Source organism: Streptomyces sp. A1277, from assembly GCF_004795015.1.
Classification (GTDB): Bacteria; Actinomycetota; Actinomycetes; order Streptomycetales; family Streptomycetaceae; genus Streptomyces.
Window position 1 is genome coordinate 76484 of sequence record NZ_SSBI01000024.1, and the last position, 22155, is coordinate 98638.

Below are 22155 nucleotides of genomic sequence, written 5' to 3' on the forward strand. Positions count from 1 at the left end.
GCGGGCCGGCAAGAGCCGTGGGTCAGCTGTGGAGGGCCGCCGGCCTGCCCTCGGTGACGGGCTGGGTCGCGTCCAGGTGCGCCCAGGCGATCAGCCGGTGGCTGCTGCCCCACTCGGGGTCGCAGGTGGTCAGCGTCAGATAGCGGCCGGGCCCGTCGAAGCCGGATTTGCGCGGGACGGGGTCGATCACCCCGGTGTCGCTGGGCACGGTCCGGTACGGCTCGCGGTCGATGCGGTACGTGAACCACGTCGTCCCGTCCGTCACCAGCACCGCGTCACCGGGGCGCAGCTCGGGGAAGTCCTTGAAGGGGTCGCCGTACGTGCGGCGGTGCCCGGCCACCGCGAAGTTGCCCGTCGCGCCGGCGCGGGCGGTGCCCCGGTAGTGACCGAGGCCCTTCTGCAAGGTCTTGACCTCGGTGTTCTCCAGGACGGGCCACTCCCAGTCCTTGCCGAAGCGGGGGATGTAGAGCATCCCGAACGGCTTCCCGTCGCGGTACGCCTCGGGGCTCGGAGCCGGCGCGGGTGCCTCGGTCGCGGGCGCCTCGGTCGCGGGCGCCTCGGTCGCGGGCGCCTCGGTCGCGGGCGCCTCGGCGGCGGGCGCGGAGACCGTACCGCGTGCCCACTGGTTCTCCAGGGCGTCGATCTGGCCCTCGGTCGCACCGGCGGCCTGCACCCCGGTCCAGAACAGGAGGTAGACGACGAAGAGGATGATCAGGGCGCCCGCGGTGACGCACAGCTCGCTGAACGTCCTGACGATGAGTCGCACCGACACCGGTCGGCCTCCCCGCGGCTGCTCGTTACTTCACCGGTTCCGCATAGTGCAGATCCACTGTGCCCGAGTAGCCGGGAAGAGTCACCGCCTCGTGCTCGTCGACTTTCCAGCCGAGCCCGTACGCCTTCACGTACAGCAGGTAGTTCTGAATCGCCGGCGAGGCGTCGAGCGCCTTCCGCAGCGCACCGGGGTCGCCCACCGCGGTGATCTTGTACGGGGGCGAGTAGACCCGGCCCTGGAGGATCAGGGTGTTGCCGACGCAGCGCACGGCGCTGGTGGAGATGAGCCGCTGGTCCATGACCTTGATGCCCCGGGCCCCGCCCTGCCAGAGCGCGTTGACGACCGCCTGGAGGTCCTGCTGGTGGATGACCAGGTCGTTGGGCTGCGGGTCGGGGTAGCCGGGGCTCGCGGTGGCGTTCGGCGGGGCGTCGTTGAGCGTGACGGCCAGGGCCCGGCCGGAGAGCTCGGTGGTACCGGCGGCCCGCTCCAGCGCCTTGAGCCGGGCGGCCTCCGCCTTGGTGCTGCCGTTGTCGCGCTGGGCGAGGGCGTCGATGTCCCCGCGCACGGACGCGGCGGACTCCTCCAGAGTGGCGTTCTTCTCGCTGCGCTGCTGAATGAGGTCGGAGAGCTTCAGCAGGGAGGCGTCGGTGCGGATATTGGTGCCCTTCGCCGTATTCGCGCTGGTCACGAAGATAAGGCCGGCAAGGGCGAAAACGGCAGCCGTGAGCACTCTGACCGGGTGCCGGAACGTGCGCCGGACCGGGCCTGGGGGAGAGTCGGCAGAATTGCTCAACGTACCCTTATCTCCTTCGGTGCCACGGAAGCACTACGCTAACGGACGCCCGGGGGAGGCAGCATTCCCCCTTGCGCCCCGCCCCGGCGCCAGCCACAGTTCCCTGCGCGGTCACGCAGCGCATCGACAGGAGAGTTCCTCGTGCCGAAGTCACGTATCCGCAAGAAGGCCGACTTCACGCCGCCCCCGGCGAAGCAGACGACCAACATAAAGCTGACCAACCGCAGCTGGGTGGCGCCCGTGATGCTGGCGCTCTTCCTGATCGGTCTGGCCTGGATCGTTGTTTTCTATGTGACCGACGGCGACCTGCCGGTCAAGTCGCTGGGGAACTGGAACATCGTCGTCGGCTTCGGCTTCATCGCGGGCGGCTTCGGCGTCTCCACGCAGTGGAAGTAGCCCACGCGACCGCGCGGTAACGCACGGCGGCCCCGGCTCCCGCAACCCCTGCCCTGAGTTACCCACAGCGTTATCCACAGGCGGGGGAAAAGGTCAGACGATCTGTGGATAACTCCCAGGTCATTGACGCCGGTGTGACTGCGAACGCCCCCGCCCGGGTGCACAACGCCCCTTGTCCCTGCTGGAAAAACCCAGCTCAGCGACAAGGGGCACAGTTGTGTTCGCACTATGCACAAGATCAAGGCCATGCTGTGGAACCCTGTGGACAACTTCGGTCACAAACGGTCCACACCCGCCCCACAGGCCGTGTCGGAGGCGCCCTCTAGGTCAGGGCGGCCGTCCTGACCGCCACGATCAGGACCACCGCGACGAGGGTCACGGCACACGTCCCGAACTGCACGAGATTGCGCCGCTCACGCGGGGCGTGCACCATGCCGATCCCGATCAGCACCCCCGCGATCAGCCCGCCGACGTGCGCCTGCCAGGCGATCCCGCCCCACGGGTTGAAGGTGATGACCAGGTTGAGCGCGAGGATCATGAGGACCGGGCGCATGTCGTAGTTCAGCCGGCGCATCAGGACGACCGTCGCGCCCAGCAGTCCGAAGATGGCACCCGAGGCCCCCAGCGAGGGCTGGTTCGGCGCCGCGAGCCAGTACGTCAGGGCGCCGCCCGCCAGCCCCGAGAGCAGATACAGCGCGAGATAGCGGGCGCGGCCCAGCACCGCTTCGAGCGGTCCCCCCAGCCACCACAGCCCCAGCATGTTGAAGGCGATGTGCCACACCTCCTGGTGCAGGAACATCGACGTCACCAGCCGGTACCACTGGCCCTCGGCGATGCCCTCCGGCGGCCCGCCGTAGTAGAAGTTGGCCCGGCCGAGCAGCACCAGCTCATCGAGCAGCGAGCCGTCCGCCAGCACCGCGACGAACACCGCGAGGTTGATGCCCAGCAGGATCTTGGTGACCAGCCGGGGGTCGGCCGCGACCGGGCCGCCGGCGAGCGTGCGCGGCCGGGCGGCGGACGCGCTGTGCCCCGTACCGGAGCCCTGGCGGACGCAGTCCGGGCACTGGAAGCCGACCGAGGCGCTGACCATGCAGTCCGGGCAGATGGGGCGGTTGCACCGCGTGCACCGGATCGCCGTCTCCCGGTCCGGGTGGCGGTAGCAGCGGGCCGGGCCCTCGACGGGCGAGGGCGGTCCGGGCGCGCCCGGCGGCTGCTGGTCCATCGGTCCCATGGCTTCCCGGTCCCCTCGGTCCTCATCGTGCCCATGACGCGCACGACACCGCCCCGCGCATCTGTTCTGTCATGAGATACGGACGGGCGGGGCGGTTGGTTCCCGAACGTGGAGCCGGAGAGTGACCTGACCGTTACGAAAGGCGATCAGCGCTTCTCGACGGTGACCGACTCGATGACCACGTCCTGCACCGGACGGTCGGTGCGCGGGCTGGTCGCGGTGGCCGCGATGGCGTCGACGACCTGCCGGCTCCCCGGACCGTCCACCTCGCCGAAGATGGTGTGCTTGCCGGTCAGCCAGGACGTCGGCGAGACCGTGATGAAGAACTGCGAGCCGTTGGTGCCCGGCCCCGCGTTGGCCATGGCCAGCAGGTAGGGCTTGGTGAAGGCGAGGTCGGGGTGGAACTCGTCACCGAACTCGTACCCCGGACCGCCGGTCCCATTGCCCAGCGGGTCGCCGCCCTGAATCATGAAGCCGCTGATCACACGGTGGAAGACGGTGCCGTCGTACAACCGGTCCGTGGTCTTCGCCCCGGTCGCGGGGTGGGTCCACTCGCGCTCCCCGGTGGCGAGCTCGACGAAGTTCTTGACCGTCTTGGGCGCGTGGTTCGGCAGGAGCCGGATCACGATGTCGCCCTGGTTGGTCTTCAAGGTGGCGTAAAGCTCCTCGGCCACGATCTGCCTTCCGTAAGTCTGTGCGTCCGCTGTGCACGCCGGTCCGGCCCGGGCGTCGGCCCGCTCCGGATGCCGCCCCGCCCCGCGGCCGGCCGGCTCCGACATCCCGATCCTTGCACGGGCCGTCCGCACCGCGTCCGATTCGGCCGCCGGGGCTTCCCGCGCCGCCCCGCCACGAAACGTGCCGCCAAGTGCGTGACGAACCGGCGCGGGCTGGGCCGAACCGTGGCATTGTCATCGGAAGGCTCCCCTTGCACCGCATCGCCCGAGAGCATCCTCGATGAACCGAATGACCCGGATGCCCGCCCCACATGCCACACAGGCCCCATGCAGGCATGATCTCGAATTGGGTGGAAAGGCGGAGTACCTACCCGCCACCAAGGAGGAGGATCCCGTGACCCGCATCGACAGCGTGCGCGCCGCAACCGACTCGGCGAAGGACAGCGTGCAGCACGCCGCGGTAGTGGTGGCGCCCTACGCCGACTCGGCCAAGGAGCAGGCCGTTCACTATGCGCACGAGGCCCGCACGCTGCTCGCGCCGAAGGTGTCCAAGGCAGCCAAGCAGGCCCGTGTCCAGTACGGCGCACACGTCGCCCCCCGCATCGAGCTCGCCCGCACACACGTCCCGCCGAAGGTCGACGAAGTCGCTCAGCGCGCCGCGCTGCGCACCCGCAAGGCCGCCCGGAGCGCCGCGGAGTACACCGTTCCGCGCGTCGAGAGCGCCATGGCCGCCGCCCAGCCGGTGGCCGAGGAGGCCACGGCCCGCAGCGCCGCCGCCCTGGCCGCCCTGCGCGGTCAGGTCACGGCGAAGCAGATCCAGAAGCTGGTCCGCAAACACGAGCGGCGGGCCAAGGCCGGCAAGGCGTTCAAGGGGGTGGCCGTGACCGGCCTCCTCGCGGGCGCCGCCTACGCCGCCTGGCGCTGGTGGGACAAGCAGGCCAACCCCGAGTGGCTGGTCGAGCCGCCGACCCCGACCGAGGTCGACGACCGGGCCCCGCTGTCCTCCGTCGACGACAGCCCGAACGCCTCGGCGATCCTGGACCCCGAGGTCGAGGCCAAGCAGGCCGACGCCGAAGCGGTCGAGGACGGCCCGGACGCCCTGGGCGGCACGGACCCGGACGACCGCCCCTGACCCCCGCCGACCGGAGGTCCCACGCGAAGAGGTCCCCCGACCCGCGTCTGCGCAGGTCGGGGGACCTCTGTGTAAGAAGTGGAGCCTAGGAGATTCGAACTCCTGACATCTGCCTTGCAAAGGCAGCGCTCTACCAACTGAGCTAAGGCCCCGACAGCAGGCAGACCACGACGCCTCGACGTCCTGGTCACCGCCGCAGAACAGAGTACCGGCTCACCCCCGGATTCCTGCAAAAAGACAGGGACTCCCCGTCCGCGACCACGCTCCGTAAGATGCTGGTCCAGGTTCGCAGCAGCGAAGCCGATGCGAAGGGGAGACGCAATGGATGCAGCGCAGCAAGAGGCGACGGCCAGAGCCAGAGACCTTCAGCGCAGTTGGTACGGGGAGCCGTTGGGGGCGCTCTTCCGCCGGCTGATCGACGATCTCGGCCTGAACCAGGCGCGGCTCGCCTCGGCACTCGGGCTGTCCGCTCCCATGCTCTCCCAGCTCATGAGCGGTCAGCGCGCCAAGATCGGCAACCCGGCCGTCGTCCAGCGCGTCCAGGCACTCCAGGAGCTGGCGAGCCAGGTCGCCGACGGCAGCGTCAGCGCCGGCGAGGCCACGGACCGCATGGAGGAGATCAAGAAGTCGCAGGGCGGCTCGGTCCTCTCGGGCACCGGCCAGACCACCTCCAGCGGCGGAGCACCCACCGTGCGCCGGGTGGTCCGGGAGATCCAGTCGCTGCTGCGCTCGGTCTCGGCCGCCGGTGACATCATCGATGCCGCGGACTCCCTCGCCCCGACGCACCCGGAACTGGCAGAGTTCCTCCGGGTGTACGGCGCGGGGCGCACCGCGGAAGCGGTGGCGCACTACGAGGGCCATCAGAGCTAGGGCGGGGCCTTTCGTTCAGGCCAGGCCGAAAACAGGGAACGGGGAGCGAGCGCAGCGCCATGGGTGAGGTCTTCGCCGGACGGTACGAACTGGTCGATCCGATCGGACGCGGTGGGGTCGGTGCCGTCTGGCGCGCCTGGGACCACCGGCGCCGCCGCTATGTGGCGGCCAAGGTCCTCCAGCAGAGCGACGCGCACACGTTGCTCCGCTTCGTCCGCGAGCAGGCGCTGCGGATCGAGCATCCCCATGTCCTCGCCCCGGCCAGCTGGGCCGCCGACGACGACAAGGTCCTGTTCACCATGGACCTGGTCAGCGGCGGCTCACTGGCCCATGTCATCGGTGATTACGGGCCGTTGCCCCCTCGGTTCGTCTGCACTCTGCTCGACCAGCTGCTGGCCGGTCTTTCGACCGTGCACGCCGAGGGGGTCGTGCACCGCGACATCAAGCCGGCGAACATCCTGATGGAGGCCACCGGTACGGGCCGGCCCCATCTGCGGCTGTCCGACTTCGGCATCTCCATGCGCAAGGGCGAGCCCCGCCTCACCGAGACGAACTACGTGGTGGGGACGCTGGGTTACTTCGCGCCCGAGCAGATGATGGGAGCCGAACCGGACTTCCCCGCCGACCTCTTCGCGGTCGGCCTGGTCGCCCTCTACCTGCTCCAGGGCACGAAGCCCGACTCCCAGGAGCTGATCGAGCACTTCGCGTCGCACGGCGTCCCGAGCGCCCCGGACGGCGTCCCGGAGCCGCTGTGGCAGGTCATCGCGGGGCTGCTGCAGCCCGACCCGCAAAACCGTTTCCGTACGGCCACGGGGGCGCGCAAGGCCCTGACGGCCGCCGTCGAGATGCTGCCCGAGCCCTCGCCCGGCGACGAGCCGGTAGAGGTCTTCGACCAGATCGGCCCTCTGCCCGAGGGCTTCGGCCCGGACGGGCCCCTGCCGGCCGGACGGACGGCCGCCCCCCAGACGTCAGGTCATCGGACAACCGGCGGGCCGGACACACAGCAGGCGTCAGGGCACCCGGCAACCGGCGGGCAGCCCGCCCACCAGCCCGCCCACCAGCCCGCCCACCTGTCGGCCCCCGAGCCGCAGCCCGTGGGGCGGCCGCAGCCGTACCCGCCCGCTCCCGCCTCCATGTCCGAGACGGGCAGTTTTCACCTCCCGCCCCCCGAGTCCGCCGCCCCCGCGCCCCGGACACCGCACCCCGGCGCCCAGGCTGCTCCCTACCCGTACGCCGCCCCCGCACCGGACCCGGCGCACGCCCCGTCGGCCCCCGGCCCGCACAACCAGGTCTTCACCCGCCCGTACACCGCGCCGCAGCAGGGAGCCGCCGCCCCGCAGTCCTTCGGGTCCGCGCCCGCCCCTCACCTGCGGCCGGGACCGTCCCCGAAGGTGGCGGTCCCGGTGCTGCTGGTGGCGCTGATCTGTTTCGCGGTGGGCATCTGGGCGCTGACCCAAGCCTGAGGGCGGCCGCCCCCGGCCCGGCTACCAGGACTGGGGCGGGCCCCCGTACGGGTGCTGTCCGCCGCCCGTGGGCGCGGCCGGCAGGGCGGCCGTACGGCGCCGGGCGATCAGCACCCACGCACCCATCCAGAGCACCAGCACGGCGCCGGCGCCGATGCCGGCCGCCGCGACCAGCTTCATCGTGCTGCTCCGGCTCTCGCTCCGCGCGGCCTGCGCACCGCTCTGCCCGTTCCTCGCCATGTCCTTGTCGCTCTGCGTGACACCGAAGATCCCGGCGTCACCGGTGTACGGCGTGTCGGCGGCCTTCCCCGTCACATTGATCTGAAGCGTCAACGCGATCGGCTTGTCGCCGTACGGCTTCGCGACCGCCGGGCTCAGCGAGACGGAGAGGTAGTACCAGCCCGCGAACCGCATGGCGCTCACGTTGTCGCTGGCGTCGAACCTGTTCCGGTACGCCACCGGGGGCAGCGGATCGAGGGAGACGGACGTCGGCTTTCCCGCGTACGACATGGGCGACACATTGTCGACGTGCCCGATCGCGGGGTTGTCCAGGGACATCGCGAGCGCGCTGCTGACGTACTGGTCCTTGCCGGCCGTGCTGTTGCTCAGGCCGGCCGTGGCGAAGATCTGCTGCCCCCAGTCCACCGGAACCCGGTAGAAGAGGGTCTGCCCGGGCTCGATCCTGTCCTTCCACTCACCGCTCTGCAGGCTCGTCGCGTCGTAGTAACCGGCGCCCCCGTGCCTGGTGTTGTCCTTGGCCGCGGTGGGCGGGGGCGGTGAAGCGGACGGCCAGGACGCCGGCGCCTCGGTCGGCGACGACGGGGCGTCGGCGAGCTCCGGTTCGGAGGCGTAGCGCAGTTCCAGGTCCCAGTCCCCCTGGCCGGAGGTCGCCTTGGTCTCCCGCTCCACGAGGACGTAGTACGTGCCGGCCCCCTGGCAGCTGGTGTTGTCCTTGTTCACGAGCCGCGAGGCATAGGCGGCGATGGGGCGCGGGTACTGCGCGGACTCGAACATGGCGTCCCGCGAGCTGCACTGGTCGTCCGAGCTGTCCCGGATGCTGACCGTGATGCCGTCCCCGTAGGCCACCTTGCCCTCGTCCTTGGGAACGACGACGGCCGAGACGTAGGCGTTCGTCTTCGCGTCCAGGTTCAGCCGGTAGTAGAGCTTCTGACCGGCCTTGATCGAACTCCTGTAGACCGAGCCGCTTGTCAGTTCCGTCGCGTCGGCGTTGACCTCCGCGCCGCTGACCGCCTTGCCGTCCGGATCGAAGGTGTAGGTGCGGGGACTGTCCGCCGCGTGGGCCTGCCCCGGCAGCGCCGCCACCGCGAACACCGCCGCCACCGCTGCCAGCGCCCCCCGCACCCTGCTGCGCTGCCTCATCACGCGCTTCCCCTCGTCATCCGGGCGGCTGCCGCGCGGCGGCCGCGTACATATACGAACACGGCCAGCACCACGGCCATGGCGGCAGCCCCCGCACCCGCGGCCGCAACGACGGCCCATCCTGCCCCTCCCGCACCATCACTGTCCGCGGCGGCGGCCGAATCGCCCGCCTTGTCCGCGCCCGCGCCCTTCTCGCCGTCGCCGCTCCCACCGGGCTTCCCCGCCACCGCCGGTGCGTCGTGCCCGGGCCCGGTGCGTTCCTCGCCCAGGACCGCCACCCGCAGCACGACGCCGATCTCGGGGTTCTCGGCGATCTCCGCCGCGTGCGCGCCCAGCGTCACCGAGATGTAGAAGTCGCCTCCTGCGTGCACCGGCTGGACGTCCGACCGGCTCTCGTAGCGGTTGGTCCAGGCGACCGGGACCCCGCCCATGCGGACCGCTGCGGGGCGGCCGTCGTACAGCGTGCGCCCGTCGAACTCGCCGCCCCCGCCGAGCGGGAAGCGGGCCGGCGTGTAGAGCCGGCTCGCGCCGTAGGAGTACGTGGTGTCGGTGCGGTCCACCGTGGGCTCGTTCGCGAACTCCACGTCGTAGACCACCTGCTGGCCCCACCCGGCCGGGACCTTGTACCAGAGCGTCTGGGAAGGCAGGATGCGGTCGCGCCACACCCCCCGGCCGAGTTCCCGGGCGTCGTTGAAGCCGGTGCCGCCCCGCACGTCGCGCGGATCGCCCGTGGGCAGCACGGCGTTCTTGCCGCCCTCGCCGTACTCGGCCTCGGACTGGCCGGGCGTCACACCCTCCGGCAGCGGCTCCTCGGCCCCGTACACCAGCTCCAGGGGCCAACGGGCCGCGTCGGAGCCCTTCTTGCTCTCCCGCTCCACCACGAGCCAGTACCGGCCGGCGCGGTCGCAGGTGCGGCTGCCGTCCTCCGAAGGGATACGGGCGACGGCGGCCGTCAGCGGCGTCGCGCCCTCCTTCTGAAAGAAGTGCTCGGTGTTCGACTCGCAGTACCCGTCGTCGGAGCGCTCGATCCTGGTGGTCAGCGCGTCGAACGTGTCGGCGGCCGCCCCCGGCTGCGGCACCGCCGTCGCGGCGAAGTCCGCCGTGGACGCGTCGTCCAGATCGACCGCGTAGTACCGCTTCTCGCCGGGCCCGATGGTGTCCAGGTACTGGCCGGGGGTCAGTACGGGTGCCCGGTCGGCGGTGGCCGTGCCCGCCACCCGGCGGCCCTTCAGCCGGTAGCCGTCCGCGGAGAGCTGGGCGGCGCGCTGCAACTGCCGGGCCAGCGCCTCGGCGTCGGGTGCGTCGTAGTAGCGGCCGTTGCCCGCGTGCGCGACGCACTCCAGCTGCTCGCGGGCCGCGGCCCCCACCTGGAAGCCGACGGTGTCGATCCGCAGCCCGACGCCCTCCTTGCCGAGCTGCTCGGCCACCTCGCAGGGCTGCGGCGCACCGCAGTTGTCCTCGCCGTCGGAGATCAGCAGGATCGTGCGGGTGCCGATGGCCCCGCCCGCCGGCTCCGGCAGGTCCTGCGCCGCCTTGCGCAGCGAGAGGCCGATGGGGGTGTCACCCCGGGGCCGCACCGCCTCGACCGCCCGTTTCACGGCGTCCCGGTCGAGCTTCTGCACCGGCCGCACGAGCCGGGTGTCCGTGCAGCCGTGCGGCCGGTCGGCGCCGTACACCCGCAGGCCGGTCGGATACCCGTCAGGGAGCCCGTCCACCACCGTGGAGACGGCCGCGCGGGCGCTCTCCATCCGGGTGCGGCCGGTGCCGTCGTCGTCCCCCATGGAGCCGGAGGAGTCCAGCACCATCACCAGGCTGCTGTTGCCGCCGCTCCCCGCGGCCGCCGGTGCGGCGACGGCATCCGGCGGGCCGGCCAGGGCCGGCAGCGCGCCCGCCACCAGGGCGAACAGCGCCCCGCCGATCATTGTGCCCGCCCGCACACCGCGGCGGTGATGGCCTGCCCTCACCCGTGCCCCCTCGACCGAAGTCCCGCCTTCTTTGCTCAAGCAAGCTATTGATTTGCTTGCGTGAACTCAAGAGCACAGGTGTCACGGTCCCGCAACAGCACGAAGCCCCGGCCGCGTCGGCGGCCGGGGCTCGTAGCAGGCTGTTCCGTCTCAGACACCCGAACCTGCGGGCACGGAGTCGGTCGCCTCCGTCCACAGATCCTGCTCGGCGCGATCCGCCTGGATCTGGCGGTACACGAGGAGCCCGCCGATGGCGGCCAGTGCGACCAGGAGAAGCTTCTTCACCGCGCGACCTCGTCTTTCGTTGGCGTAGGGGACTTCTGCCGCCCGACTATACACACCGGCCGATATCGACCGGTGACCTCCCCGCAACCCAATTGGCGCCTGTGGATGTGCGGTCGGCGCGTGACTGTGCGTACCCGACGGCAGGCCCCGGGAGGCCGCCCGTTCGCCGCCCGCCGGGACCCGGTCGGGGCCGGTTGAACCATACGAGTGGTGTTCATCTGAAGATCGGCGCATGGGCGGCGTCGGTCCACGAAATCGCGGGCCGGATCCACATCATCGGAAAGGTAAGCAAACCGGACCACCTGAAAGTGAGGGGCCATGAGCACCTTCAAGGCCAAGAGCATCTGGACCGCCTTCATCACCGCGATCTTCGCCCTCCTCGCGTCCCTGGGCCTCGCGGGCTCCACCGCCGCCGCCACGGAAGCCACGGCCACGGAACCGGCGGCCACGAGCCACGAGCACACGGGCGCCGCCCGCGCAACCGCACCCGCTCCGTCGGTGCGATGGACCCTTCCGCGTGACCGGGCACTGCCGCCCACGATGAAGCAGCGCATCCGCGCCGAGGCCCACGGCTCCTCACCCGCCACCCGGCACCTGTCCGCTGACACCAGGGACACCGCGAACACCACCGGCACCGCCCGCTCCTCCCACGGTGCCCCGGCCGGGGACGCCTCTCTCCTCCCACCCTGAGAGCGCCCCGCCTGATCCCCTGAGCCCCCGGCCCGGTACCCACCGGACGGGGGCTTTCCCGTGCGCCAGGGGCCTTCATGGGCCGCCTTTCCCAGGCGGTTCGGCCCTTCCCCCACGCCCGGCAGCCCATGCACCCGCGCCCCCATGCACCCGGACGGGATGGCACGGGACGCGGGAGAGGCGTACGTACGGCAGGGAAGGGGAAAAGACCGGCGGCGGCGCCACACCACACAGGGCTGCCGAAGAGAGACACCGTAGGCACCTACCGGGGCGCCGGCTCCACACCCCCGCCAGGCAGTCCCCAGACGCCCCAGGCAATAGGGGCACGCACAGCCACACGCAGAAGGCCCGGTTCCTCCGAAGAGGAACCGGGCCTTCTGTTGTCACTGGTGGGGCTAACAGGATTTGAACCTGTGGCCTCATCCTTATCAGGGATGCGCTCTAACCAACTGAGCTATAGCCCCGCCGCGCTGCGCCGCTGTCGCTGCCGCGCTGACTTCTGAAGATTAGCGCACGTCGGGGCCAGTCCCAAAATCGATACCCGCGGGCCTACTCGTCCTCGGCCAGCGTGAGCTCGACGCCGCCCACGAAGCCCGCCGAGAGGTTGTAGATGAAGGCGCCCAGCGTGGCCAGCGCGGTGGCGAGGACCACGTCGATCACCGCGATGACCGAGGTGAAGAGGAGGACCCTCGGCAGCGACAGGAACGCCTGAAGGTCGAACCCGTTGCTGTCGTTGGAGCCGGTCGCCTCGCTGATCGTGCCGCCCACGGTGGAGAAGACGCCCATCGCGTCCATCACCATCCACAGGACCGCCGACGCCACCACCGTGCAGATGCCCAGCGCGATGGACAGCAGGAAGCTGACCTTCATCACCGACCACGGATCGGCCTTGGCGACCCGCAGGCGCGCCTTGCGGGTACGCGGAGTGGTCCGCGCCCCCGTCCGCGGTTTGCGGGCCGTCTGCGCCGCGCCCACGCCCGGCATGGTGCCCTGCTGGCCGCCGCGCGGCACACCGCCGCCGTGGGTCCCGCCCGGAGGCGAGGGATATGCCTGCGGCGGGTGATACGGACCCGCCTGGCCGGGTGCGGGTTCCCGCTCGCCGGGCAGCGGCCCGGTCGCGTAACCCTCGTACTGGGGCTGAGGGCCCCGGGTATCCGTCACAGTGCCCCCTTGGGAGTCCGTGGCAGGGCCACGGGCACCGTTACCTCCGGCTCCGGAAGCGGCCGAACCGGCGCCCGTGGCTCCACTCACGCTCTACTCCTCGTGCTCCCCGGTCGAGGACGTCGTGTCCTCGACATTGCTGTCGACCGTGCTGTCGGCAGCGGCGTCGGCCGTGGTGGCCTCCGCCGTCTCTGCCGCGGTCGTCTCGCCTTCGGCGTCGTCGGCCGCGTCGACCTCTTCGGCCTCGCGACCCGCCTCGGCGTTGCGAGCGATGCCGACGACGGCGTCTCGCTTGCCCAGATTGATCAGTTGGACGCCCATGGTGTCACGGCCCGTCTCCCTGACTTCGTTGACTCGCGTACGAATCACACCACCGCCGAGCGTGATGGCGAGGATCTCGTCGGTCTCCTCGACCACCAGCGCGCCGACCAGCGAGCCCCGGTCCTCCACGATCTTGGCGGCCTTGATACCCAGGCCACCGCGACCCTGAACGCGGTACTCGTCGACCGCGGTCCGCTTCGCGTACCCGCCGTCAGTGGCAGTGAACACGAAAGTACCGGGCCTGACGACATTCATCGAGAGCAGTTCGTCTCCCTCGCGGAAACTCATCCCCTTGACGCCCGAGGTGGCGCGGCCCATCGGGCGCAGCGCGTCGTCCGTCGCGGTGAACCTGATCGACTGGGCCTTCTTGCTGATGAGCAGCAAGTCGTCCTCGGACGAGACCAGCTCCGCGCCGATCAGCTCGTCGTCGGAACCGTCCGCCGTCTCGCGCAGGTTGATCGCGATGACACCGCCGGAGCGCGGCGAGTCGTAGTCCTTCAGCGCGGTCTTCTTCACCAGGCCGCCCTTGGTGGCCAGGATCAGGTAGGGCGCGGCGTCGTAGTCGCGGATCGCCAGGATCTGCGCGATCTGCTCGTCCGGCTGGAAGGCGAGGAGGTTCGCGACGTGCTGGCCGCGCGCGTCCCGGCCGGCGTCCGGGAGCTCGTACGCCTTGGCCCGGTAGACCCGGCCCTTGTTGGTGAAGAACAGCAGCCAGTGGTGCGTCGTCGACACGAAGAAGTGGTCGACGATGTCGTCTTCCTTGAGCTTCGTGCCGCGCACACCCTTGCCGCCGCGCTTCTGCGAGCGGTAGTCGTCCGTCTTGGTGCGCTTCACATAGCCGCCGCGGGAGATCGTGACGACGATGTCCTCCTCGGCGATCAGGTCCTCGATGGACATGTCACCGTCGAAGGGCACCAGCTTGGAACGCCGGTCGTCGCCGAACTTGTCGACGATCGCCGTCAGCTCCTCGCTGACGATCTGGCGCTGCCGCTCGGGCGAGGCCAGGATCGCGTTGTACTCGTTGATCTTCGCCTGGAGCTCGTCGTGCTCGGCGGTGATCTTCTGGTGCTCCAGCGCGGCCAGCCGGCGCAGCTGCATCTCCAGGATCGCGTTCGCCTGGATCTCGTCGATCTCCAGCAGGCCCATCAGGCCCTCGCGCGCGACCTCGACGGTCTGGCTGCGCCGGATGAGGGCGATGACCTCGTCGATCGCGTCCAGGGCCTTGAGCAGCCCGCGCAGGATGTGCGCCCGCTCCTCGGCCTTGCGCAGCCGGAACCGGGTGCGCCGGACGATGACCTCGATCTGGTGCGTCACCCAGTGGCGGATGAACGCGTCGATCGACAGGGTGCGCGGCACCCCGTCCACCAGCGCCAGCATGTTGGCGCCGAAGTTCGACTGCAGATCGGTGTGCTTGTACAGGTTGTTCAGGACGACCTTGGCGACCGCGTCCCGCTTCAGCACGACGACCAGGCGCTGGCCCGTGCGCGAGGAGGTCTCGTCGCGCACGTCGGCGATGCCGCCGACCTTGCCGTCCTTGACCAGGTCGGCGATCTTCTGCGCGAGGTTGTCGGGGTTGGTCTGGTACGGAAGCTCCGTCACCACCAGGCACTGGCGGTTCTGGATCTCCTCGACCGCCACGACCGCGCGCATCGTGATCGAGCCGCGGCCCGTGCGGTACGCCTCCTCGATGCCCTTGCGGCCCACGACCAGCGCACCGGTCGGGAAGTCCGGGCCCTTGATCCGCTCGATCAGGGCCTCCAGGAGCTCCTCCTGCGATGCCTCCGGGTGCTCCAGGTACCACTGCGCACCGGCCGCGACCTCGCGGAGGTTGTGCGGCGGGATGTTGGTCGCCATGCCGACCGCGATGCCCGCGGAGCCGTTGACCAGCAGGTTCGGGAAGCGCGCCGGCAGGACCGTCGGCTCCTGGTTGCGGCCGTCGTAGTTGTCCTGGAAGTCGACGGTCTCCTCGTCGATGTCCCGGACCATCTCCATGGACAGCGGCATCATCTTGCACTCGGTGTACCGCATGGCGGCGGCCGGGTCGTTGCCCGGGGAACCGAAGTTGCCGTTGGAGTCCACCAGCGGCATGCGCATCGACCAGTGCTGCGCCAGGCGGACCAGGGCGTCGTAGATCGAGGAGTCGCCGTGCGGGTGGTACGTACCCATGACGTCACCGACGACGCGGGCGCACTTGTAGAAGCCCTTCTCGGGCCGGTAGCCGCCGTCGTACATCGCGTACAGCACCCGGCGGTGGACGGGCTTGAGGCCGTCCCGCACGTCGGGCAGCGCACGCGAGACGATGACGGACATCGCGTAGTCCAGGTAGGAACGCTGCATCTCCGTTTCGAGCCCGACGGGCTCGACGCGCATGCCCACGCCCTCGACGGGCGGTACCTCTTCGGGCGTCACGGGGACAGGGGTGTTCTCGTCGGCCATTGCTGGTCAAAGTCCTTTCGCGCTGCGGCTTGGAGGGTCGCCGGACCCTCCTCCTTGTACGGCCGACTCAGATGTCGAGGAAGCGGACGTCCTTGGCGTTGCGCTGGATGAACGAGCGCCGCGCCTCGACGTCCTCACCCATCAGCACCGAGAACAGGTCGTCGGCCTGCGCCGCGTCGTCGAGCGTGACCTGGCCGAGCACCCGGTGGTCGACGTCCATCGTGGTGACACGCAGCTCCTCGGCGTTCATCTCGCCGAGACCCTTGAACCGCTGGATCGAGTCTTCCCTGATCCGCTTGCCGCCCTGCTTGCCGAGCTCCACCAGGGCGTCGCGCTCGCGGTCCGAGTACGCGTACTCGAAGTCGTCCCGGCCCCACTTGATCTTGTAGAGCGGCGGGCGCGAGAGGTAGACGTGCCCGGCCTCGACCAGCGGACGCATGAAGCGGAAGAGGAACGTCAGCAGCAGGGTGTTGATGTGCTGGCCGTCGACGTCGGCGTCCGCCATGAGAATGATCTTGTGATAGCGGAGCTTCTCGATGTCGAAGTCCTCGTGGACCCCGGTACCGAAGGCCGAGATCAGCGCCTGGACCTCGGTGTTCTGCAGGATCTTGTCGACCCGGGCCTTCTCGACGTTCAGGATCTTGCCTCGGATCGGCAGGATCGCCTGGTACATCGGGTTCCGGCCGGACTTGGCGGAGCCGCCGGCGGAGTCACCCTCGACGATGAAGATCTCGCACTTGGTGGGGTCGTTCGACTGGCAGTCGCTGAGCTTGCCGGGGAGCGAGGCGCTCTCCAGCAGGCCCTTGCGCCGGGTCAGGTCGCGCGCCTTGCGGGCCGCCACACGGGCGGTCGAGGCGGCGATGCCCTTGCGGATGATGTCGGCCGCCTCGTTGGGATTGCGGTCGAACCAGTCCGTCAGCTGCTCGTGGACGACCTTCTGCACGAAGGTCTTGGCCTCCGTGTTGCCCAGCTTGGTCTTCGTCTGGCCCTCGAACTGCGGCTCGCCCAGCTTCACCGAGATGATCGCCGTCAAACCCTCGCGGACGTCCTCGCCCGTGAGGTTGTCGTCCTTCTCGCGCAGCAGCTTCTTGTCGCGCGCGTACCGGTTGACCAGGGAGGTCAGCGCGGCCCGGAAGCCCTCCTCGTGCGTACCGCCCTCATGCGTGTGGATCGCGTTGGCGAAGGAGTAGACACCCTCGCTGTACTGCGTGTTCCACTGCATGGCGATCTCGACGGACAGCAGCCGCTCCTTGTCCTCGGACTCGATGTCGATCACCGACTGGTGGATGACATCGCCCTTGCGGGAGTTGAGGTACCGGACGAAGTCGACGATGCCGTTCTCGTAGTGGTACGTGACCGAGCGGGCGCTCTCCTCCTCGGGGACGTCGGCCGCCTCGGCGCTGTCCGCGCCCGCCGTCGCCTTCGCCGACTCGCGCTCGTCGGTCAGCTTGAGGGTGAGGCCCTTGTTGAGGAAGGCCATCTCCTGGAAGCGGCGCGAAAGCGTCTCGAAGGAGTACTCGGTCGTCTCGAAGATGTCGCCGTCGGCCCAGAAGGTGACGGTGGTGCCCGTCTCGTCGGTCTCCTCGTTACGGGCCAGCGGGGCCGTCGGGACGCCGAACTTGTAGTCCTGGGTCCAGCGGTAGCCGTCCGTCCTGACCTCGACGGAGACCCGGGTGGACAGGGCGTTGACGACGGAGACGCCGACGCCGTGCAGACCGCCGGAGACGGCGTAACCGCCGCCGCCGAACTTTCCGCCCGCGTGCAGGACGGTGAGCACGACCTCGACGGCCGGCTTGCCTTCGGACGGCACGATGCCGACCGGGATGCCACGGCCGTTGTCGATCACGCGCACCCCGCCGTCGGCGAGGATCGTGACGTCGATGGTGTCCGCGTGCCCGGCCATGGCCTCGTCGACCGAGTTGTCGACGACCTCTTGCACGAGGTGGTGGAGACCGCGCTCACCGGTCGAGCCGATGTACATACCAGGTCGCTTGCGGACCGCGTCCAGGCCCTCGAGCACGGTGATCGCGCTGGCGTCGTACGACGCCTTCACCTCGCCCGGGACGGGAGCAGCGCCGCTCTCGCCGGGGGTGGACGGAATGTTCTCGTTGGGGTTGCCGGAATCGGCCACGAAGCGCCCTTTCTGGCACAGCACAGGCCGTTCTCCGGGCAGGCGGGAGCGGCTGCGTCGTTCGGCTTGTATCGACGAACTCCCGCAAGCGCGGGATTGTCCACCAGTCTACCGGTAGCGCCGACCCGAATGGGGGTTTGCGGGTACCTGAGTACGCATGTGCCGCCCTGAATGAGCGGCTGACGACTCCCCATATCCGGGAAGGGGCCTCAAGAGGCTCACACGGGCATGGAGCGCTTCGGCCTGTCAGCCTCCCGCTACGGTGAGGGACGTCCGGTCACCACCCTCCGGTTTTCACCACCACGCATCTGCGGTCCCCAGGGTTCGCGGCGCCCGGCCGCATCGGGGCCTCACCGGCCCTCACCCGCCCGGACGTGCCGGAAGACGGCTGCGCGAAAACGTGAAAAGCGCAGGTCAGGCCCGGTCAGCCGTAGGTGTCGCCCGGGCCCGTGCTCCCCGGAGCCCGCAGCGGGCCGTAGCGGCGCTGCGGGCCGCCCGGCCCCAGCACCTTGATCATCCGCACCGTGCCATTGCCCAGATCCGCGTTCAGCCGGGCCACCAGCTGAGGCGCCAGCAGCCGCAGCTGGGTCGCCCACACCGTCGAATCGCACTGCACCGTCAGCACGCGCTGATCCGGTTCCTCGTCGTACCGCACCGGGACGCAGTGCAGAGCGAGATCGTCGCCGACGATCTGCGGCCACCGGCCCATCACCCCGCCCACCGCCGCCGGGGTCTCCCAGCCGCGCTCGGTGATCAGCCGGTTGATCGCCGCTCCCAGCGGCAGCGGGTCACGCCCGTCCGCCCGCGCCCCGGAGCGCAGCCCGCCGCCCCGCCTGGCCTGCTTCTTCTGCTGCGCCGCCGCACCGCGCGCCCGCGCCTGCTCCTTCGCCGCGCGCAGCGCCACCCGCGCCAGGTCCACGCCGGAAGGCTCCGCCGGCCTCGCCCCGTCCCCGGCCGGGTTTTCTCCTACTCCGTCGCCGCTCACAGCCGCTCCACCTCACCGGCCGACACCGCGTACCGCGCCCCCGCCAGCACTTCCGGCACGTCGTCGCCCACCGCCGCCGTCACCAGCACCTGCTCGCCCGGCGCCACCAGCTCCGCCAGCCGCTCCCGGCGGCGCGCGTCCAGCTCGGCGAAGACGTCGTCGAGCACCAGCACCGGCTCGTTGCCCTCGCCGCGCAGCAGCTCGTACGAGGCCAGCCGCAGCGCCAGCGCGTACGACCAGGACTCACCGTGGCTCGCGTACCCCTTGGCGGGCATACCGCGCAGGCCCAGGACCAGGTCGTCCCGGTGCGGGCCGACCAGCGTCACCCCGCGCTCGATCTCCTGCTTGCGCACCCCGGCCAGGGCCTCGATGAGCTGCGCGTACAGCTCATCGCGCGACCGCTCGGGGCCCGCCTCCGCGCCGACCGAGCTGCGGTACTCCAGCGTGACGGGGCCCCCGCCCGGCGCCACGTCCGCGTACGCCTTGTCCGCCAGGGGCTGGAGCGTCGCGATCAGGTCCAGGCGCTGGGCCAGCAGTTCGGCGCCGACCTGGCCCAGGTGCTGGTCCCACACGTCGAGCGTCGACAGGTCCAGGGAGCGTCCGCCGTGCCTGCGCGCCATCGCCGCCGACTTCAGCAGGGTGTTCCGCTGCTTCAGCACCCGCTCGTAGTCGGAGCGCACCCCGGCCATCCGCGGCGAACGCGCGGTGACCAGCTCGTCCAGGAACCGCCGGCGCTCCCCGGGATCGCCCTTCACCAGGGCGAGGTCCTCCGGGGCGAACAGCACGGTCCGTACGATGCCGAGCACATCACGCGGTCTGACCTGCGAGGACCGGTTGATCCGGGCGCGGTTCGCCCTGCCCGGGTTCAGCTCCAGCTCGACCAGTTGCGAGCGCTCGCCCTGGGTGACGGCCGCCCTGATCACCGCTCGCTCGGCGCCCATGCGCACCAGCGGGGCGTCGGAGGAGACGCGGTGGCTGCCGAGCGTGGCGAGATAGCCGACCGCCTCGACCAGGTTCGTCTTCCCCTGGCCGTTGGCCCCCACGAACGCGGTGACGCCCGGGTCGAGAGGCACCTCGACCCGGGCGTACGAGCGGAAGTCGGCCAGCGACAGATGCGTGACGTGCATGGTGTGCGCCGACCTTCCCGGCTTCCTGCTCCGTGCTCCGTTGGGCGGGAGGGGCGGTCGCCCCCGTCCCGCTCCTCGTTGCGGGTTACTTCTTGTTCTCGACCGCGTGGCCGCCGAACTGGTTGCGCAGCGCGGCGATCATCTTCATCTGCGGGGAGTCGTCCTGGCGCGAGGCGAAGCGCGCGAAGAGCGAAGCGGTGATCGCGGGCAGCGGCACGGCGTTGTCGATCGCGGCCTCCACCGTCCAGCGGCCCTCGCCCGAGTCGGCGGCGAAACCGCGGAGCTTCTCCAGGTGCTCGTCGTCGTCCAGGGCGTTGACCGCCAGGTCGAGCAGCCAGGAACGGATGACCGTGCCCTCCTGCCAGGAGCGGAAGACCTCACGCACGTCGGTGACGGAGTCGACCTTCTCCAGCAGCTCCCAGCCCTCGGCGTATGCCTGCATCATGGCGTACTCGATGCCGTTGTGGACCATCTTCGCGAAGTGGCCGGCGCCGACCTTGCCCGCGTGGACCGAACCGAAGTCGCCCTCGGGCTTGAGCGCGTCGAAGATCGGCTGGACCTTCGCGACGTTCTCGGCGTCGCCGCCGTACATCAGGGCGTAGCCGTTCTCCAGGCCCCAGACGCCGCCGGAGACGCCGCAGTCGACGAAGCCGATGCCCTTGATGCCCAGCTCCACCCCGTGCTTCTCGTCGTCGGTCCAGCGGGAATTCCCGCCGTCCACGACGATGTCGCCGGGCGAGAGGAGCTCGCCCAGCTCGTCGATCGTGGACTGGGTCGCGGCTCCGGCCGGGACCATCACCCAGACGACCCGGGGGCCTTTGAGCTTGCCCACAAGCTCTTCCAGGCTGTGGACATCGGCGACGTCCGGGTTGCGGTCGTAACCGATGACGGTGTGGCCTGCGCGGCGGATGCGCTCGCGCATGTTGCCGCCCATCTTGCCGAGGCCGACGAGACCGAGCTCCATCAGAGATTCCTTTAGCGTTGTGCCGATTCGTACCCGAGTCCGAGCCTACGCCCGGAAGGGGACAGGACGCCGGGCATGCTCGGCGCTGAACATGCCCGTCGGGCCCTGCCGGGGCAGGGCCTGGGACCGGATCAGCCCGAGAGGCGGACCGGCATGATCAGGTACTTGTACGCGTCGTCCGCCTCGGCGTCCACGGCCGGGCGGCCGCTGAGCAGCGCCGGCTTGGTGGAGGTCGTGAAGGAGAGCTGGGCCACCGGGGAGTCGATGGCGCTCAGGCCGTCCAGCAGGAACGTCGGGTTGAAGGCGATCGAGATGTCGTCGCCCTCCAGCACGGCGTCGACCCTCTCCACAGCCTGTGCGTCGTCGCTGGAACCCGCTTCCAGGATCAGCACGCCCTGCTCGAAGCTCAGCCGCACCGGGGTGTTGCGTTCGGCCACCAGGGCGACGCGCTTGACGGCCTCGACGAACGGGGCGGTCTCGATCACGGCGACGGAGTTGAACTCGGTCGGGAAGAGCGTCCGGTACTTCGGCAGGTCGCCTTCGAGCAGCCGGGTGGTGGTGCGGCGGCCGGCGCCCTCGAAACCGATGAGGCCCTCGCCCGCGCCCGAGCCGGACAGCGCCAGGGTGACCGTGTCACCGCTGGTCAGCGCCTTGGCGGTGTCGAGCAGCGTCTTGGCGGGCACCAGGGCGACGGCGGAGGCGTCCGCGTTCTCCGGCTTCCAGAGGAACTCGCGGACCGCGAAGCGGTAGCGGTCGGTGGAGGCGAGGGTGACGGTGTCGCCCTCGATCTCGATGCGCACGCCGGTCAGGACGGGCAGGGTGTCGTCCCGGCCCGCGGCGATGGCCACCTGGGCGGCGGCGGAGGCGAAGACCTCGCCGGGCACGGTGCCGGTCGCGGTCGGCATCTGCGGGAGTGCCGGGTACTCCTCCACAGGCAGGGTGTGGAGTGTGAATCGCGAGGAGCCGCAGGAGACGGTCGCCCGTACACCGTCTGTGGAGATCTCCACCGGGCGGTTGGGCAGGGCGCGGCAGATGTCGGCGAGCAGCCGGCCGGAGACGAGGACGGTGCCGTCCTCCTCGACCTCGGCCTCCACCGAGACGCGCGCCGAGACCTCGTAGTCGAAGCTCGAGAAGCTCAGGGCACCGTCCTCGGCCTTCAGCAGAAGGCCCGCGAGAACGGGCGCCGGCGGACGGGCCGGGAGGCTGCGGGCCACCCAGGCCACCGCCTCCGCGAGTACATCGCGCTCCACCCGGATCTTCACCGGAACCGCCTCCTGCTGTTGCTCGCTCGCCCTGCTGGCCTTCGTCGTCTGGTCGGGTCGCTCCGCCGATGCCGGGGGGAGGACGCCGGGGACCAGTCTGACGCACGGCACCGACACT

Annotated in this window: 19 protein-coding genes and 2 tRNA genes; 5 read left to right on the plus strand and 16 right to left on the minus strand. The window is 70.5% G+C overall.

What is annotated here, in order from left to right:
- Window positions 1-22: 22 nt before the first annotated feature.
- Window positions 23-772: a class E sortase gene (locus E6R18_RS18030; RefSeq protein ID WP_136317921.1), complete on the minus strand. Its 750-nt coding sequence runs from the start codon at window positions 770-772 to the stop codon at window positions 23-25.
- A 25-nt stretch (window positions 773-797) separates the two neighbouring features.
- Window positions 798-1565: a DUF881 domain-containing protein gene (locus E6R18_RS18035; RefSeq protein WP_168712388.1), complete on the minus strand. Its 768-nt coding sequence runs from the start codon at window positions 1563-1565 to the stop codon at window positions 798-800.
- Between the two features lie 141 nt (window positions 1566-1706).
- Between E6R18_RS18035 and crgA the strand changes: the two genes are divergently transcribed.
- Window positions 1707-1961, plus strand: a complete 255-nt coding sequence (crgA, locus tag E6R18_RS18040; protein ID WP_136317923.1) for a cell division protein CrgA — start codon at window positions 1707-1709, stop codon at window positions 1959-1961.
- 322 nt (window positions 1962-2283) lie between these two features.
- Here the strand turns inward: crgA and E6R18_RS18045 are convergent, their stop codons facing one another.
- Together E6R18_RS18045 and E6R18_RS18050 are read right to left on the minus strand one after the other, a co-directional pair.
- The gene (locus tag E6R18_RS18045) at window positions 2284-3183 is read right to left on the minus strand and encodes a rhomboid family intramembrane serine protease (protein WP_136317947.1); all 900 of its coding nucleotides are present in this window, start codon (window positions 3181-3183) and stop codon (window positions 2284-2286) included.
- A 155-nt stretch (window positions 3184-3338) separates the two neighbouring features.
- Complete coding sequence (locus E6R18_RS18050; RefSeq protein WP_136317924.1) at window positions 3339-3866, minus strand: peptidylprolyl isomerase; 528 nt, start codon at window positions 3864-3866, stop codon at window positions 3339-3341.
- Window positions 3867-4260: 394 nt separating this feature from the next.
- Here E6R18_RS18050 and E6R18_RS18055 point away from each other — a divergent pair, with 394 nt between their 5' ends.
- Window positions 4261-4998, plus strand: coding sequence for a DUF5324 family protein (locus E6R18_RS18055; RefSeq protein WP_136317925.1), 738 nt, complete (start codon window positions 4261-4263; stop codon window positions 4996-4998).
- Window positions 4999-5077: 79 nt separating this feature from the next.
- Here E6R18_RS18055 and E6R18_RS18060 read toward each other — a convergent pair.
- Window positions 5078-5150: transfer RNA gene (locus E6R18_RS18060), tRNA-Ala, on the minus strand.
- Between the two features lie 169 nt (window positions 5151-5319).
- Between E6R18_RS18060 and E6R18_RS18065 the strand changes: the two genes are divergently transcribed.
- Window positions 5320-5868 (plus strand): helix-turn-helix transcriptional regulator, encoded by a 549-nt coding sequence (locus E6R18_RS18065; RefSeq protein ID WP_136317926.1) that lies wholly within the window; start codon window positions 5320-5322, stop codon window positions 5866-5868.
- A gap of 59 nt (window positions 5869-5927) precedes the next feature.
- Window positions 5928-7331 carry a serine/threonine-protein kinase gene (locus E6R18_RS18070; protein WP_136317927.1) on the plus strand — a complete coding sequence of 468 codons (1404 nt, stop codon included), beginning with the start codon at window positions 5928-5930 and terminating at the stop codon, window positions 7329-7331.
- Between the two features lie 21 nt (window positions 7332-7352).
- Here the strand turns inward: E6R18_RS18070 and E6R18_RS18075 are convergent, their stop codons facing one another.
- The 3 genes from E6R18_RS18075 to E6R18_RS34920 all read right to left on the minus strand — a co-directional run bounded on the left by E6R18_RS18075 (window position 7353) and on the right by E6R18_RS34920 (window position 10960).
- Window positions 7353-8711 (minus strand): hypothetical protein, encoded by a 1359-nt coding sequence (locus E6R18_RS18075; protein ID WP_240799774.1) that lies wholly within the window; start codon window positions 8709-8711, stop codon window positions 7353-7355.
- On the minus strand, window positions 8711-10633 hold the full coding sequence (locus E6R18_RS18080; protein ID WP_136317948.1) for a VWA domain-containing protein: 1923 nt from the start codon (window positions 10631-10633) through the stop codon (window positions 8711-8713). The genes E6R18_RS18075 and E6R18_RS18080 overlap by 1 nt, the downstream gene beginning before the upstream one ends.
- Window positions 10634-10825: 192 nt before the next feature.
- Window positions 10826-10960, minus strand: a complete 135-nt coding sequence (locus tag E6R18_RS34920) for a DLW-39 family protein (protein WP_003958712.1) — start codon at window positions 10958-10960, stop codon at window positions 10826-10828.
- 318 nt (window positions 10961-11278) lie between these two features.
- On the opposite strand from E6R18_RS34920, the gene E6R18_RS18090 reads away from it, so the two are divergent.
- Window positions 11279-11650 carry a DUF6344 domain-containing protein gene (locus E6R18_RS18090; RefSeq protein ID WP_136317928.1) on the plus strand — a complete coding sequence of 124 codons (372 nt, stop codon included), beginning with the start codon at window positions 11279-11281 and terminating at the stop codon, window positions 11648-11650.
- Window positions 11651-12037: 387 nt separating this feature from the next.
- Here the strand turns inward: E6R18_RS18090 and E6R18_RS18095 are convergent.
- The 8 genes from E6R18_RS18095 to dnaN all read right to left on the minus strand — a co-directional run bounded on the left by E6R18_RS18095 (window position 12038) and on the right by dnaN (window position 22037).
- Window positions 12038-12114 (minus strand) — tRNA-Ile (locus tag E6R18_RS18095).
- 85 nt (window positions 12115-12199) lie between these two features.
- Window positions 12200-12811, minus strand: coding sequence for a DUF3566 domain-containing protein (locus E6R18_RS18100; RefSeq protein WP_136317929.1), 612 nt, complete (start codon window positions 12809-12811; stop codon window positions 12200-12202).
- A 93-nt stretch (window positions 12812-12904) separates the two neighbouring features.
- The gene (gyrA, locus tag E6R18_RS18105; RefSeq protein ID WP_136317930.1) at window positions 12905-15568 is read right to left on the minus strand and encodes a DNA gyrase subunit A; all 2664 of its coding nucleotides are present in this window, start codon (window positions 15566-15568) and stop codon (window positions 12905-12907) included.
- 67 nt (window positions 15569-15635) lie between these two features.
- The gene (gyrB, locus tag E6R18_RS18110; protein WP_136317931.1) at window positions 15636-17723 is read right to left on the minus strand and encodes a DNA topoisomerase (ATP-hydrolyzing) subunit B; all 2088 of its coding nucleotides are present in this window, start codon (window positions 17721-17723) and stop codon (window positions 15636-15638) included.
- Window positions 17724-18123: 400 nt separating this feature from the next.
- Window positions 18124-18684: a DciA family protein gene (locus E6R18_RS18115; RefSeq protein ID WP_136317932.1), complete on the minus strand. Its 561-nt coding sequence runs from the start codon at window positions 18682-18684 to the stop codon at window positions 18124-18126.
- Complete coding sequence (recF, locus tag E6R18_RS18120; RefSeq protein WP_136317933.1) at window positions 18681-19811, minus strand: DNA replication/repair protein RecF; 1131 nt, start codon at window positions 19809-19811, stop codon at window positions 18681-18683. Before recF ends, E6R18_RS18115 begins: the two co-directional genes overlap by 4 nt.
- Window positions 19812-19896: 85 nt before the next feature.
- On the minus strand, window positions 19897-20775 hold the full coding sequence (gene gnd, locus E6R18_RS18125) for a phosphogluconate dehydrogenase (NAD(+)-dependent, decarboxylating) (protein WP_136202219.1): 879 nt from the start codon (window positions 20773-20775) through the stop codon (window positions 19897-19899).
- A gap of 131 nt (window positions 20776-20906) precedes the next feature.
- Window positions 20907-22037 carry a DNA polymerase III subunit beta gene (gene dnaN / locus E6R18_RS18130; RefSeq protein ID WP_136317934.1) on the minus strand — a complete coding sequence of 377 codons (1131 nt, stop codon included), beginning with the start codon at window positions 22035-22037 and terminating at the stop codon, window positions 20907-20909.
- Window positions 22038-22155 lie beyond the last annotated feature (118 nt).

Excerpts from the sequence above, each read along its gene's own strand:
- E6R18_RS18045 (WP_136317947.1), bottom strand. The coding sequence starts at position 3,183 with ATGGACCAGCAGCCGCCGGGCGCGCCCGGACCGCCCTCGCCCGTCGAG.
- E6R18_RS18080 (WP_136317948.1), bottom strand. The coding sequence starts at position 10,633 with ATGATCGGCGGGGCGCTGTTCGCCCTGGTGGCGGGCGCGCTGCCGGCC.
- E6R18_RS18075 (WP_240799774.1), bottom strand. The coding sequence starts at position 8,711 with ATGAGGCAGCGCAGCAGGGTGCGGGGGGCGCTGGCAGCGGTGGCGGCG.
- E6R18_RS18065 (WP_136317926.1), top strand. The coding sequence starts at position 5,320 with ATGGATGCAGCGCAGCAAGAGGCGACGGCCAGAGCCAGAGACCTTCAG.
- E6R18_RS18090 (WP_136317928.1), top strand. The coding sequence starts at position 11,279 with ATGAGCACCTTCAAGGCCAAGAGCATCTGGACCGCCTTCATCACCGCG.
- gnd (WP_136202219.1), bottom strand. The coding sequence starts at position 20,775 with ATGGAGCTCGGTCTCGTCGGCCTCGGCAAGATGGGCGGCAACATGCGC.
- gyrA (WP_136317930.1), bottom strand. The coding sequence starts at position 15,568 with ATGGCCGACGAGAACACCCCTGTCCCCGTGACGCCCGAAGAGGTACCG.
- recF (WP_136317933.1), bottom strand. The coding sequence starts at position 19,811 with ATGCACGTCACGCATCTGTCGCTGGCCGACTTCCGCTCGTACGCCCGG.
- E6R18_RS18070 (WP_136317927.1), top strand. The coding sequence starts at position 5,928 with ATGGGTGAGGTCTTCGCCGGACGGTACGAACTGGTCGATCCGATCGGA.